The organism is Paenibacillus sp. GCM10027630, assembly GCF_042676305.1.
Taxonomy (GTDB): Bacteria; Bacillota; Bacilli; order Paenibacillales; family NBRC-103111; genus Paenibacillus_S.
Genome location: NZ_JBHTGY010000021.1, coordinates 148,082 through 163,225 on the forward strand (window position 1 = coordinate 148,082; position 15,144 = coordinate 163,225).

General features: G+C 45.3%; 8 protein-coding genes and 2 tRNA genes. All 10 read right to left on the reverse strand.

All coding sequences use genetic code 11. From position 1 onward, the window contains the following. Positions 1 to 164 precede the first annotated feature (164 nt). Positions 165 to 833 carry a sporulation-specific diadenylate cyclase CdaS gene (gene cdaS, locus ACFQ0C_RS10930; protein ID WP_379366648.1) on the reverse strand — a complete coding sequence of 223 codons (669 nt, stop codon included), beginning with the start codon at positions 831 to 833 and terminating at the stop codon, positions 165 to 167. Positions 834 to 1,098: 265 nt separating this feature from the next. Continuing rightward, positions 1,099 to 1,536, reverse strand: coding sequence for a YkvA family protein (locus tag ACFQ0C_RS10935; RefSeq protein WP_379366650.1), 438 nt, complete (start codon positions 1,534 to 1,536; stop codon positions 1,099 to 1,101). 287 nt (positions 1,537 to 1,823) lie between these two features. Then, complete coding sequence (locus ACFQ0C_RS10940; protein ID WP_379366652.1) at positions 1,824 to 8,693, reverse strand: Ig-like domain-containing protein; 6,870 nt, start codon at positions 8,691 to 8,693, stop codon at positions 1,824 to 1,826. A gap of 333 nt (positions 8,694 to 9,026) precedes the next feature. Then, positions 9,027 to 9,097 (reverse strand) — tRNA-Gly (locus tag ACFQ0C_RS10945). 6 nt (positions 9,098 to 9,103) lie between these two features. After that, a tRNA-Pro gene (locus ACFQ0C_RS10950) sits at positions 9,104 to 9,180 on the reverse strand. 234 nt (positions 9,181 to 9,414) lie between these two features. After that, positions 9,415 to 10,395, reverse strand: a complete 981-nt coding sequence (locus tag ACFQ0C_RS10955; RefSeq protein ID WP_379366654.1) for a 2-hydroxyacid dehydrogenase — start codon at positions 10,393 to 10,395, stop codon at positions 9,415 to 9,417. Between the two features lie 18 nt (positions 10,396 to 10,413). After that, positions 10,414 to 11,619, reverse strand: a complete 1,206-nt coding sequence (locus ACFQ0C_RS10960; protein WP_379366657.1) for a hydroxyacid-oxoacid transhydrogenase — start codon at positions 11,617 to 11,619, stop codon at positions 10,414 to 10,416. A gap of 21 nt (positions 11,620 to 11,640) precedes the next feature. Then, a complete protein-coding gene (locus tag ACFQ0C_RS10965; protein ID WP_379366659.1) occupies positions 11,641 to 13,077 on the reverse strand; it encodes an aldehyde dehydrogenase family protein in 1,437 nt (478 codons plus the stop codon). A 68-nt stretch (positions 13,078 to 13,145) separates the two neighbouring features. Further along, positions 13,146 to 14,240 (reverse strand): mandelate racemase/muconate lactonizing enzyme family protein, encoded by a 1,095-nt coding sequence (locus tag ACFQ0C_RS10970; protein ID WP_258217092.1) that lies wholly within the window; start codon positions 14,238 to 14,240, stop codon positions 13,146 to 13,148. 31 nt (positions 14,241 to 14,271) lie between these two features. Beyond that, entirely contained in the window at positions 14,272 to 15,144 is an 873-nt protein-coding gene (locus ACFQ0C_RS10975; protein ID WP_379366662.1) for a carbohydrate ABC transporter permease, read from the reverse strand.

Here is a 15,144-nt window from a genome sequence, read left to right on the forward strand (position 1 = left end):
GTAATTGCAATAAATTCCAATTAATGGTTATTTAAACAAGAAAAATTCAAGCATTGAAGTACTGACAACACAACAAATCGTACTATTATAGTCGGATATTGTCAATGCAGTAAATGTATCCATTTATTGAACAGTGGTAATTTTTGTGTATCTTAATCTAGTATTTATATAATCTCCATATCCATGTAGTGGGTCGCCTCTGCAAGTTCAACCACTGAACCCATCGCATTAAGAGGATGCAGCTTTCCTTGATAAGCAAAGGATGCATTTCCGGTTTCTTCCGAAACGATGAGCACCAGCGCATCTGTCCTCTCCGTTAAACCTATCGCCGCACGATGTCGGGTCCCCATTTTTTTATCCTCTTCCACTAATAAAGCTGAAACCGGCAGGATATTGGCCGCTGAAATTATCCGGTCCGACTTAATCCATACAGCCCCGTCATGCAGCCGATTTCCAGGATAAAAGATAGACTCCAACAGCGAATGACTCAAGGTCCCTTCTATTGAAATGCCGGAGTGGATGAAGGCGTTCAGGTTATCTTTTCTCTGAATGACGATCAGCGCACCATGCCGACGCTCGGATAAATGCCGAATACTTATGGCGAGCTCTGAGTAGCTGCTTGTAAAAGACGACAGGTAGCATTGCAGATAGAACGAAGCCGCTAAAGACTCCACTGTATTGAAGGCTTCCCTGACTTTTTCAAATTCGTTCAAAAGACAATGAGCCTCTGCATCCAAAAGCTGTAAGCTATGCTCTATTTCAGCTGCAATATAGTTCAAATGCTGTTTTAGCTGGTCTTTCATAGGAGATACATCACAATTTGTGGATTGCATCCATAGCACCTCAACTTCTTCAGAATTCATAAAAATTACCTATAGCCATAATATGTACATCTATCCAAAATTGTATGAAAAAAGATAGAGCGGCCTGCGGTATGCTACAACTAATTACGTTAAAAGTTAACTGGATTTATATTTAATGCTTACGGTCAGGAATAGCAAACTTAAAGATGGCTTCATGACCAAAACAAATAGGACACCTCATTAAATGGGTGTCCCTACTATAGTACAGCACAGTGACGGTCTCACTTCTGCTTACTTAATCTTCTTTCAGCTGCGTGGTCGAAGCGATTCCATCGATACCTTTTTCCACATCAACAATCTTGGCATCAATCTCAATTATTTCCTGATCTCCATGATCGAGTTTACCGAACCACTCTTCCATTTTGTTAAGCGCCTTTTGCTTCACATCTTTATCCAAATGGGTTGCAATCGTACCGAGCACAAAGAGCAATGCAGCCAAATCATCTCCATAACCGACAACCGGAATAAAGTCGGGAACCAGGTCAATGGGAAGTATCAAGTACCCAAGTGCCCCGTATATTTTCATTTTGTCTTTTCGAGGCACATTAGGATTTTCAATCGCATAAAAGGCAAGAAGAGCACTATATACAACCTTTTTCCCCGCTTCAACAGCATGCTTCTTTAGCTTCTCCCAGAAAGAATTCTCGGAATAGTTGTTCTCGTAGTTACTCATGTCCGCATCGCTCCTTTTCATCGGTTATAAATAAAAAACTCAGCACCCTACCCTTACTTTAAACTCCACCCTCTAGCTAGTAATGCAAATTCCAACAACCAATCCAATTACGGACTTCAATCCGGGTCCATATCCATGCTTAAAAGCTTCACTTATTAATTCCTTCGACAATTTTTTCTATACTCCTCCTTATAATAGAAACAATGACGTACCACTCTAGGACGGACCATAAAGCCGCTGGTCATAGACCAGCGGCTGGAAGTAACCCTATAACGAAGATTAATAAATTAATATTTGCGTAAATAAATTAGTACAGGGTTAACGATGATTGGTGATACCGAGTCCCCCATCATCAAGCCATCAATACTGATATCGTAATCGTGACCTGACTGAAAAAATTCCAGTGTTTTGATTATTAAGGAAGATCCACTGACACTTTTGTATACGGCCCCTGTTATCGTCCCATTTGGAGAATAATCCGCTGTTGATACATATAGTTTCGGTTGAAAAGAGCTTAGTTGGATATTGAAGTCAATAATCAGATAAGGACCTGCCTGTTTCAGAATATATGGATTATCTAGTTCATTAATCCTCAATGAATCATCCAGAAATGCTTGATACACTGCTCCTTGGACCGATGCTGTACTCGACATGCTGACTTTATACACGTTAAGTGTAACCGAAGGTGTAGCAAGCACCGTCACCACCCTCGGTAAACTCCACCTTTTCCCTGATGCTTGTGCTTTTATTTGGATGAGTGTTCCAGGCTTCAATTCCATATTGCTATTTAGCGACAAAGAATATTGACCCTTCCAATCGCTGTACGCCCCCAACACTCCATAACTCGGTATATCTATTGAGATATAGGCATTAGGCTCGCTGACCCCCTGCAGCAAGCTACTTGACGTGTATACACTGCCTGTGACGGTTGGGATCGTTGTTTCCGGTATGGCTGTAACTATTAATTCCAAACCATTACTCTTCATTTTGCCATAAGCATCCGCTGTAAGTATCACGTATTGATTTGGCATTACCCGTGAAGGTAAATAAAAGCTAAAAGCATAACTCCCCTGAGCATCCGCATCTGTTCTTGCAATCAAATCTTGATTGTCTTTTGTCCTTAGCTCTACTATGGAATAAGGCTCCGCTCGTCCAGACAACGAACTATTCGTCTGTTCGTAAACGACTCCCTTCACCGTAGGAGTTGAGGTTGTTCCTTCTACCGGGAGCACTGGCACTAGGATGGGATCACTAGGCTTGTAGTACGTCTCATAGGCTGTCAAGTTCAATATTTGTCCAGAAGTAAGCCAGTTCGACGAGAAAATGAACGTGAAGCTTCCGTTCACACTTCGTGAAGCAATGTAGCCTCCGCTTGCATCAGTTAGACGCAATTCAGCCGGGACACTCATATAACCGCGTATCACGCCGCCATCTGCATATACATTAGATATTACACCAGTCGGCTTGGGCAGCTGTGGCTTGCCCAACACTATCAAATGAATAGGGCTGCTTACAGCTTTCCCGGCAGCATCAGCTGTCAGAGTCAGCTTCTCGCCTTCACGTAAACTATACGAATCTGTGTACAAAGTGAAAGAACCATTACCACCAGCATACGTAGAATTGCTTATTTTGCCATTTTCTTTTTTGAGTACTACCAGCGACCCCGGCTCCGCCCAACCATAAAGATAGTTTGAAACTTCCGCGTATACATTCCCCGAAACGAAAGGTATTCCTGTTATTCCCTGCACAGGTAATACCTTCAGATATACTGGATTACTAAGGCTTTTGTCGTCTTCTTTGGCAACTAGCTGGAGAACCTCGCCTTCTACAAAAGTATAGGACATCAGGTTCATCGAATACTGATAGCTATCAGACCCTGTAACATTATCATATACCAAGTAGCTGTTACCCCAGGCTACTTGAGTACCGTCATTTTTTTTCAGCCAAAGGTTTGCATACCCCTTCGTCCTTCCTTCCAGCCAACCGCCGTCTGTATACACATTTGATGTCACCGTAGGTGCAGATGTTTGCGGCGCAAGAGCAACGGTAATAAGAAGGGGGTCGCTTTCAGCCTTTCCATATGCATCTGAAGTTAAATATAAAACTTCTCCAGCTACCAGATTCCAGTTACTTCCGTTCATATAATAAGCAAAGTACCCGTCATATCCTGCTGTAGTGGAGTAGATCACTGCGCCATTGGACCGTTTTATTTCAATCTTGGTATCAGGTTCCCCATAACCATAGATAAAGCTAGCAACTGTATCATAAATTTTACCATTCATAGTCGGCGTACCGGTTTTACCTTGAAGCGGACGAACCGTAATATAGACTGGATCGCTCTCTTTTTTCCCGATTTCAGTCGCGGTAACAATAAGCTGTTCACCAATAACAAGTTTGGTTACCTCAAGGTAAACAGTACTATTACCTCCCCAAAGATCCCATAGGATCGTTCCATCCGCCTTTTTCACCGTAACTTTCGAATAATTCTCTACCGTGAAGATCAACAGTCCTTGATCGATATAAACCGTAGAGGTCACGCTAGGCTTCGCTGTCTTTGCTGCCGCTTGAACCTGAATAAGCTTGGGTTCGCTTTTTGCCATACCAGGTGCATCAGAAATTAAACGCAAAGTTTCTCCCGCAACCAGAGACTTTTGAATAGTCATGGTGTAGATGCCTCGTTCATCCGCATTCCCGGTGCCCATACTTTCCCCATTACTACGAGTCAGGATTAGTACAGAATAAGGTAATGTCTGACCAGATAAGGTGCTGCTGCCTGGAGGAAGGTCATACAAAGTACTGCTCACCGAAGGTACAGGTGTTTGTCCCGAAATCGGGAGTACTTGCAGGTAGACTGGATCGCTTTCCCTCATTCCTGCCGATTGTACAGTAACCTTCAAAATTTCCCCGGCTATAGATTCTGCGGCAAAGCTTAATTTCAGAGACCCCCATATGTCAGACTGAAAGAAGATCGTGCCATCCTCTCTTGTGAGACGTAAAGTGCCATATGTATAAACATTGTAAATACTTAGCCCCACGCCATCGGCATATACAGAGCCTGTAACCTTAGGTGTCGGAGTCTGTCCCATAGATGATAATACGATTACAGGAACCGCGTCACTGATTTGTTTTCCAAACGCCTCCAAAGCCACCTGAAGGACTTCTCCAGCCTTGAACGACTGTTTATAAAAGAACGTTTCGGACAAGCCCTTAAACGTCGATCCTCGACTCACTACTGTACCGTCAGATCTCGTTATTACGATAAAACCATCCTCAGCATTGTTGATTTTGATGGAATTAGAACCCTCGTAAAATGGACTTACCAAAGGCCTAGTGCTCTTCCCTTGAACGGGCTTCACCTTGAATACAACCTTCTCACTTTCCGCCTTCCCTGGCGCTATCGCACTCACCATTACACTCTCACCGGCGCTAAAGCCATTGGCGTTTGTAATAACGGCGCTAAAATCGATCTTATTATATTGGGATTGCATGAAGATTCCCGAACCACTGCGGAAATAAATGTCCGAAAGCTCATCCGCCTCCCCTGACAAAACTCCCCCATTAGTGTAAACCGCTCCGCTAACATTGGGCGCTTTAGTTAGACCGGTTAACGCACTAACCGTGACAGACGTTTGCTCGCTTTCCGTCTTCCCGTAGGCATCTGCCGTAAAAATCAACTTTTCTCCAGCTTTGACGTTCATAGTATCAGGGTGCCAATCAAACATCCCGCTCCGCGATGAAGTGGCTTGTGCAACCAGTGATCCATCCTGCTTACGAATCTTCACTTTAGAGTAAGGCTCTGTATAACCGGATAAATAATCAGTGTTCTCGTAAACTACCTTAGCAACAACTGGAGCTGAAGTTTTCCCGTTAACAGGTTGAACTGTGAGTACTAGCGGTTCACTTGGCGCTTTCCCTGGTTGGCGAACATAGAGATTAATCTTTTTATTTGCCATGAATTCTTGATCGAGGGAAAAATATAGAGCCCCCGTTTTCAATTCATTCCAATTGACGGTTTGCCCGTTTTCGTTCTGCATCAGCATAATGCTGCCCAAAGGGCCTGCTATTTCGAACGCGCCGCCATCGGTATAAAGCTTTCCTGTCAGTGTTGGCTGCGGGGTTTGGACTGATGAGGCCGCCACTGCGATAGGCAACGGGTTGCTTTCCGGAAGATCCGGAAGTTTGGCTGTAATCGAGATGCTTTCATTGGATTTCAACCACAGTTCTTTCTGTAAGTTCAATGTAAAATGGCCTTCTCCATCCGCATCCGCCGCTGCTAATATCTCAGATTGGCCATTTCGCGCAACAACATGAGCACCAGGAGAAGAATTGCCCTTTATCGGCATACCATCATTCAAAACACTGCCCACAATACTTGGAGAATCCGTGAGATTTGTCGGCTTTGCAGGCTCCCTGATAAGGATTTGTCCTACAGATATAGATTGCTCTTTAGTCCCGGCTGCAGCGACAACCTCAAAACTCCAATTCCCGGGTTCCATTCCCGTTTCAGTTTGCAGAGTGAAGGTTCCGTCTGAGGCCATCACAATGCCGGCATCGCGCGAATAGTTCCTCTTCAAGCCTGATGGCGAGACAAGCCTTACATGAATGTTATCCGCGAAGCTGGAATTCCCGTTCATATAGATACTTTTATCACCCAACGAACCATATTCCTTAATGTCCACATAGACTACTGTTATTTGCACTATATTTGTGACCACAAGTCCCTGCGGATCACTTACTTTAGCCGTGACGCTTGCCGTCCCTCCCTTAACAGGGTGAAGATAAAGCATCCTGCCTGTTACCGTAGCTTTCACGATGTCTTCATGATCCGAGCTAGCCGCAATAACCGACAAGGAGCCCTGCTCCGGGTCAGTAGCAAGCTGATTTCCTTCCAAAACCATATCTGCATGATTGTTAAAAATGTATTGACGCTCCAGCACTCTAGCTATTGGAGCTTGATTGAGTGAAATTACAATTAAATGGAACTGTTTGACTGTAGTTAGATCCTTCTTTACTATAGTCGCAGTCAGCGTAACCTTCTGGTTAGACTGATCAGCTGCCGGCCGATGAACGACTCCAATTGGACTAAGAACAGCTTCATCATTGGAACTCCAACTAATCGTTGTTCCGGCTGCCCCCATTAATGGAAGCTTAAGAGTTTCTATCACGTATTCCGCAGAATCAGCTCCCGTAAAACCAACAGAAAGCTGTTCAGTTGCATATTTCAAAGCTGCTTCCTTAATCATATTCTCAGCTCGAACTAACCTGTCAGTAGGTACCTCAAGTTCCGTTCCTCCCAGGGAAACAACGGTATTCACCAATCTGCGTGCAGCTTCAATCTCTTCTTCAATCGCTGCGGAATAATCCGTTGCTAGCTTCAAAGCCTGGATTGCAATCCGGGCTCTTTCTAAAGCCTTGGCACGAAGCTTAGCCAATACATCACCGGGTGCATCAATTTTCACACCGCTCACCGACTCCAAAGGTACAGAAGCTATTGCATCCCAGTCCCCTGCAAGCTTTATATCTGCATTCAACATAATTTTACTCGCCTTAGTCCCAGCGTTTAAGGATAGCTGGACTCCTTGGGCTCCTCGAGAAACGATAACCTGCTCGAATTCACCCGTCAACTCGACTTGTTGGTCCGGCATGGTCGTCTCAACTTCAATCGTCCCAAGACTCCCCGTTCCTTGAATTGCTTCTAATTTAACTTTCGTGCCAATCTTTGTTTTCTTTACTTGGGTACTGCCATTTGTCGTAATTCTAACGGGTTCCGATTGATTAGCCGTATTAACCGTCATTTCTTCTGTAACATTTACTTTATCCAGCTTCACCGTATGAGAGGCTCCGGACTTCACTGCCAGATTGGTTGCTTGAATGTTACGGAGGGTTACACTGCCTGTGGCGCCCGGATCCAGAGTAAGCGTTCCTTCAACGATTGCTTGTCCAGACTCTGGACCAAAAGTAACACCATTATTCTGAATAATATCCTGAGCATTAATTTGGAGATCTCCCTTATAGGAGCCTGCATGATTTAATACATCCGATGCAAGGGATTTACCAGTAAAGCTTTTACCTGTTTGAATTCCATTATAAGACAGCTTATAGACTTGCCCTGCTGTTTGCGTACTGGTGGTTAGTACCACGATGTTGCCCGGATTTATTTTCAATTGAGCAGAGCTTACGATTAGTTGATTATCCAATGTAAACTGCTCACTCGACACAGACGTTACTGCTATATTAAAGGTTACTTCCACAGTAGAGCTTGTGATTGCGTTCACGGATGCAACTACAGGTGCTGTGATGGTCCCGGTTGTATTTCCACCACCTCCACCGCCGCCACCGCCGCCGCCACCGCCGCCTCCCCCTCCACCTGTTAATACAGGCGTTGGCTCATTTGGTTTCTCTGGCGGCAGAGCTGCTAAGGTTTGGACTCTATTCTTATACACATCTTTATTTTCAATAAACTCATAAGCTAGACGAGCCAATGCCTGTCGATCCGCTCTGGCCTTGGGCGCAAAAAGCAGCTTCCCCCCAGCAGCTTCTACACCATTAATGAAGCCGATCTTGAAGCCAAGCGCAACATGGGGATGAGCCCAAGCCGCTATGTCGTCTGCATCAGCAAACGGAATGTCCAGCGCGAGCTTCTTCGCCGTCTCTTCCATCTGAAACGCTCGAATGAAGAAGACGACAAGCTCTTGCCGTGTCACTTCTTGGTCCGGTGCAAAGCTTGAAGCAGATATCCCTTGAGTGATTCCCGCTTTAACCAAGGCACCGATATAGCCCTTATGCCATGCATTAGACGGCACATCGATAAATGCATCCGCAGCTGCCGGATCTTCCTTTAGATTAAGAGCCATGGCGACAATTTTAGCAAGCTCGGCTCTTGTCATTTCCTTCTGTGGAGCAAAGGTTCCGTCTCCATAACCTGAAACGATTCCTGACTTGGTCAGCGCTTCAATTTCTTTTGCCGCATATGAGGCCCCTATATCCGTAAGTCCGGGCGCAGAGTCTGCATACACTTCTTGTGCCGCTCCCCATATACCGCCCCATCCGCCAAATATAGCAGAAAAGAGCATGGTAAAAACCAACAGCTTGGACACCTCCGGAACGACTCGCTTCCATTGTGCCAAGAAGTTTGCTGCCTTTAATTTAATGGACACTCTCTTGCCTCCCGATACCATAATTTACAAATAAAAGCAGTCTCCATTATACAGCATTTTCTTTACTAATAGTTACATTTTTCCTATTTTTATGGCATTTTTTTGGTGCTTTTGACATAGAAAAAACGGAGGTGTTTGGGGAGGTTACGAATATTCAGTCTGAGAACACAAAAAAACCTGGCCGATGGCCAGGTCCTTGGTGTACCCTTTACTTTTGTGCGTGGGGAGGGATGAATGTGGGCAAACCCAGATTCGTTGTTTTACTGTAAAATTTCATGCTTTCTCAACCAAAAAAAATCCGTGAATCATCACGGATTTTTTTGGTTTCTATTAAGCAGATGATGGGAATCGAACCCACGCCACCAGCTTGGGAAGCTGAAGTTCTGCCATTGAACTACATCTGCAAAAAATGGTCGGGACGACACGATTTGAACATGCGACCCCCTGGTCCCAAACCAGGTGCTCTACCAAGCTGAGCTACGTCCCGTAATTCTATGTGCAGGGGACATCAACTCCCCACGGTTGACTACTAGTCCTAAGATTGGAGGAGCTAGAAAGTATTGCCGTTCCGCTAAATCAGCGACAAATACCAATATATCAGGCTTCTTTATGAAATGCAAATGTTTTTCATGAAGTATTGCGGGCCATTGTACCCACAGTCTATTAAATTCGTAAAACCACAGATTACAATGGCCACAATCCTGCTTTACCGATTCATCCCTTAACCTCTGATCTTGTAAACTTCAGGGTTTACAAGATTTCTTATCCTCTCGCCACTTAATCCCGTAAGGATATGGTGAGCAGTCAATTCGGCCATTTCCATCCTGGTAGCTACAGTAGCGCTTCCTATATGCGGCAGCAGCACTACATTATCAAGACCGATCAAAGGATGGTCCGCACGAATCGGCTCGACTTCAAACACATCCAAACCGGCTCCCCAAATTTGGCGGTCTTTTAATGCAGTAATAAGCGCGGCTTCATCAACGTTGCTTCCTCTGGAGGTATTAATCAAAATAGCGGTTGGTTTCATTAGCGAAAGCTCTCTTTTGCCTATCATCTTACGCGTTTCCTGAGTGGCTGGAGCCAGCATCACTACAAAATCAGAAGCTTGAAGCAAGCTATCCAGCGAGCTGTATTCGACACCCAGCTCCCGCTCCATATCTTCTCTTCGTCTTCTGTTATGATATAGAATTCGCATACCGAAGCCGGCAGCCCTTCTGGCCACTCCTTTTCCAATTCCACCCATGCCGATAATGCCGATTGTGGAGTTGTAAACATTTTGCCCGGTCAAAAGCATGGGCCCCCAGCCTCTCCAGCTGTCTTTCTTGATGAAGCTCATGGCCTCCACTACTTTTCGCGCAGTTGAAAGCAAGAGCGCAAACGTCAAATCTGCCACTGCTTCCGACAGAACATCGGGCGTATGCCCTACAAGTATCCCTCTTGCGGTTGCTTCCTCAATATCTATGTTGTCGTAACCAACCGCCATCGTGCTGACAACCTTCAGCTTGGGAGCCGCTTGAAATACATGTTTATCTATCCGATCCGATACATTGGTGAACAAAGCATCGGCATCCTTTACTTGTTCTAGCAGCAGCTCATAAGGAATCGGCACATTTTCTTCTGGCCACATATAGGTGGTGTAATTCGCGTCCAGCTTTTGCTTAACGCTTTCCGGAATACGTCTCGTTATGACAACCTTCATGAAATCCTCTCCCGAAAATTAGTAGGCCTTTTCAAGCAAATCAATGAAGCCTCCTACAGTTGCTGCGCGCGGGTTGTTTCGAATTAACCGTTCGATTTGTATCGCTTTTTCCGCGATTTCAGGCAGCTGCTCCCTCGTAATCCCAATCGAATGAAGTCGAGTCGGCAATCCAATCTGCTGCAAAATATCGATGATATGGGAGACGACCAGTTGGATCTTGTCCGATGCCGGTTGGAGATTATAAGCAGGAATATGCATGGCTTGAGCCAGCTTATCGATTTTCTCCCCCGTAGTACGGGCATTGTAGCTGATGACATACGGCAGCAGAAGGCCTGTTACTTCTCCATGAGGTGATTTGGATAATCCACCTATCGGGTAGGCCAACGCATGAGCCGCAGCCGTACCCGCATTTGAAAATGCCAATCCGGCTAGCAAGCTGCCCAACAGCATGTTAGAACGTGCTTCCAGGTTAGTCCCTTGTTGGACAGCAGTTACCAGATTTTTGGAAATGAGATCAATCGCTTGCAAAGCTAAGGTGTCGCTTATCGGAGCCGAGCCTTGAAATAAAATGTCGCCTTCTGCCTGGATATATTTAAAATCCTTGGCCAGGTAAGCTTCAATCGCATGAGCCAAAGCATCAATGCCTGAGCACGCAGTTACATAGGGAGGCAGCTGCATGGTCAGCTCGGGATCCAATAAAGCAACCGCCGGTCTCAAATAATTGTTGGAAATCCCAACTTTAATGTTATTAACCGTATCCGTTACGACAGCTACCGATGTCACTTCAGACCCTGTGCCTGCCGTTGTAGGTATAGCTATCAAGGGAGCAATCGCAGATGGAATAGCGTTCTCGCCAAAATAATCCTGCGGCTGTCCGCCATGCGCTACAAGGAGGGCAACGACTTTGGCCAAATCAATGCTGCTTCCTCCACCCAGCCCGATGATGACATCCGCATTAATTTCCTTTTTGGCATATTCATAGCATTCCAGCACTTTCGAAACCGGAGGTTCCGGAGTCGTTCCGTCAAACACTTTAACCTGGAATTTATCTTTCTCCAAAATATCCAAAACCGTATGCAGTATGCCGGATTGAACGATTCCCTTATCGGTAATGAGGAATATATTACGGGCATTCATGTTTTTCAAAAGCTCGCCTAGTTTATGAATGGCACCATTGCCGAATATAATTTTCCCTGATGGGAAATAAGACCATGTATCCCTCATATGCTGATCATCTCTCTTCGACTAAATATCAAAAACAACTAATTTTTCATTCGTCATTTCTTGAATGGCATACTTCGGACCTTCTTTTCCATATCCGCTATCCTTTACACCGCCATATGGCATTATATCGGCTCGAAACGTCGACACATCATTGATAATAACGCCACCGAACTCCAATTCCTTGGCTGCCTTGAAGGCTATTTGAAGATCCGATGTAAAAATACCAGCCTGCAGTCCGTAATTGGAATCATTCGCTGCATTCAAAGCTTCACTAATGTCGCTATAGGGAGTAATGCAAACTACGGGTGCAAAAACCTCCTGGCACATCACCTTCATCGAAGCCAGCGTATTGGTCATAATGGTTGGGTATAGAATGGCGCCCTTCCGATGGCCTCCATAAGCGATCGTCGCCCCCTGTTGAACAGCTTCTTGAATCCACAGTTCGGCTCGCTCTGCTTCTTTCTCGGAAATCATCGGGCCAATATCGGTTTCATCAAGCTCGGGGTCGCCCACTCTTAGCTTCGATGCGGTTTCAATTGACTTTTCAACAAAAGCTGCATATACGTCTTGATGCACATAAATTCTTTGTACGGAAATGCATGCTTGCCCGGCGTTGGTAAAGCCCTTACTCACACATAATTGGGCGGCTCTAGCTAAATCCGGCGCATCTTTGTGAACAATATTCGGCGAGTTGCTTCCAAGCTCCAAGGTCACCTTGCGGATACCGGAGGATGCTTTAATCTGCTTGCCAACCTCCGTACTACCGGTAAAGGTATACATCGCTATGCGGGCATCCTCTAATAAATATTGCCCAATCTCTCTTCCAGGACCGTTTACGATATTTAAAAAGCCTGGCGGAAGGCCTGCCTCCAACAAAATGGCTGCCATTTGGGCGGCAATCTGCGGTGTTACGCCTGCCGGCTTTAATATAACCGTATTGCCTGCAGCAAGTGCAGGCGCAACTTTATGAGCTACTAAATTAAAAGGGAAATTGAACGGCGTTATTGCGCACAGGACACCTACAGGCACACGTAAAGTAAAGGCGATTTTGTTGTCGCTGCCTGGCTGCCCTTGAACAGGGACTTCATGCCCTTGCAGTCTCTTCGCCTCCTCAGCAGAAGCGATGAATGTCTGAATCCCCCGCTCAATCTCCATGCTGGCGTCTTTTAGCACCTTGCCGCCTTCCCGAACAATCGTCAGAGCAAGCTCTTTTTTCCGCTGTTTAAACAGTTCGGCCGCTTTCATTAAAATCTCATACCTTTGATAAGGTGTCAGCTTCGTTGTTTTGAACGTTTCCAAAGCATTGCCAATCGCATGACTAACATCCTCCGGGGATGACTTGGTCACTTTAACAATCACATCTCCGGTATATTTATTGAGAACATCAAACGTTTCTGAGCCGATTATCCATTGCCCGTTAACCAAATTCCCTAACGCTTCCACTGTATGTTTAGACATTCTCCAGCTCCTCCCCCATGTAAAGGAACACCCCGGTTGCCCGCCGAGGTATTCTTCTCTCCAACCTTCTAATCCACCCGATATTTCTCAACGTACTCTTCATCTACTTCCGTTCCCATTCCCGGTACATCCGGAAGCAGCACTTCCCCGTCCACCATGGTTAGCCGAGTTTTCAGCAGGCCATCCTCTTTTTTCAGGCTGCCGCTTTCCAGGAAGATCGCGTTAGGCAGAACGCACAGCATATTCACATTTGCCGGTCCGCCGCCATGGCTTGCGATATGATGTCCAGCCACATCGGTAATAGCTCCGATTTCCAGCCATTCCGTAGGTCCTCCGGCTCTCCGGTTATCCGGTTGGTAGATTGAGGCAGCTCCGGCTTGAACTGCATCGTAGAATTGGAATTTGGAATAAAAGTTTTCTCCAATGGCTATCGGGATATCCAACGCGTGGGCCAATCTTGCAGAGCTTTCCTTATGCTGTGGAATCAACGGCTCCTCAAACCATCGGACACCCAGCTGCTCATAAGCTCTCCCCCGACGAAGCGCTTCTTTCTCATCAAATCCCTGATTCGCGTCAACCATAATTTTAATGTCAGGCCCTACTTCTCTTTGCGCTAATTTGATCCGTTCGATATCATTCTCCAAAGAATATTTACCTACTTTAAGTTTAATGGCCTTAAATCCTTCTTCCACGGTTTCGATGCATTTTGCGACATATTCCTTTTCTGTATCGACATACCATCCAGCCATGCAATAAGCAGGAATACGGTCACGAACAGCGCCTAAAACCTTCGCAGTCGGCAGATTGGCTTTTTTTCCAATAATATCCCACAGCGCAATATCTATTGCTGAAATAGCGAAATGCGAGAAGCCTTCTGCACCGTGATAGTCAGCGATACTCCACAGCTTCTTGCGGATTTGACGAGTAAAATGAGGATCTTCCCCAATGAGATGCGGCCCCAGCTCTGATTCCAGCATCAGCTTCAATATCGCTCCGCTTGCTTTTCCTCTACCGAAAAAACTCGATCCATACCCTATAATCCCTTCGTCCGTATGGATCTTGGTTACTACTCGAGTGCCTGCATCATAAGTGTGCAGTGCGTCCTTCATCGGATTTTTAACTTCCGTTACAATAATTACAGCTTCCAGCTTCGTGATTTTCATGAATAAACCTCCAATGAATTTAGTTTCATTACTAGCCTTTGATCCCTGAAGTGGCGATGCCTTCAATAATGTACCGTTGACAAAAGACATAAAACAATAAAACGGGCAACTCAGCTATAAAGGCTCCTGCCATCATAAGATGCCAGTGAGTAGTAAACTCTCCTTGGAACGTACGCAAACCGACTTGAATCGGCTGTAGATCTACAGAATCGATAACAATGAGCGGCCATAGAAATGAATTCCATTCGCCCAGGAAAAGAAATATGCCCAAAGTTACAAATGCAGGCTTAGCCAACGGAATCATAATGTTCCAGTAAATTCTGAACCGGCTGCACCCATCAATTCTTGCCGCTTCCTCAAGCTCAACAGGGACTGAGAGGAAAAATTGCCTTAACATAAACACCCCGAAAGCCGTAAATAATTGGGGAAAAATCAATGCGTTATACGTATTCAACCAACCGAATTCCTTCATAATCAAAAAGTTGGGAATCATCGTTACCTGCTGCGGTATCATCATTGTTGTCAAGAAGCATAGAAAGAGAGTGCTTTTCCCTTTAAAATTCAGTCGTGCAAACGCATAAGCTGCCAGGGAAGAAACCAAAATCGCCAATATCGTCACTGAAATAGCAACAAAAAAGGAATTTAAAATAAACCGTCCCATCGGAATGCTTTGAAAAACTTCTACGTAATTGCTAAATCGGAATGTCTCAGGAATCCAGCGAATCGGAATTTCGCTTACTTCATCCAAATTTTTCAAAGAAGAGGATACCATCCAAATAAAAGGGAGGATCATTATTCCGGAAAAAGTAATTAGAATGGCGTACGTTATCAAATCGGTAATCCGCTGCAGGGTCGACCTTTTCAGGGCGATGGACGCTTTTGCCGTAGATTGGACAGTTTCCAT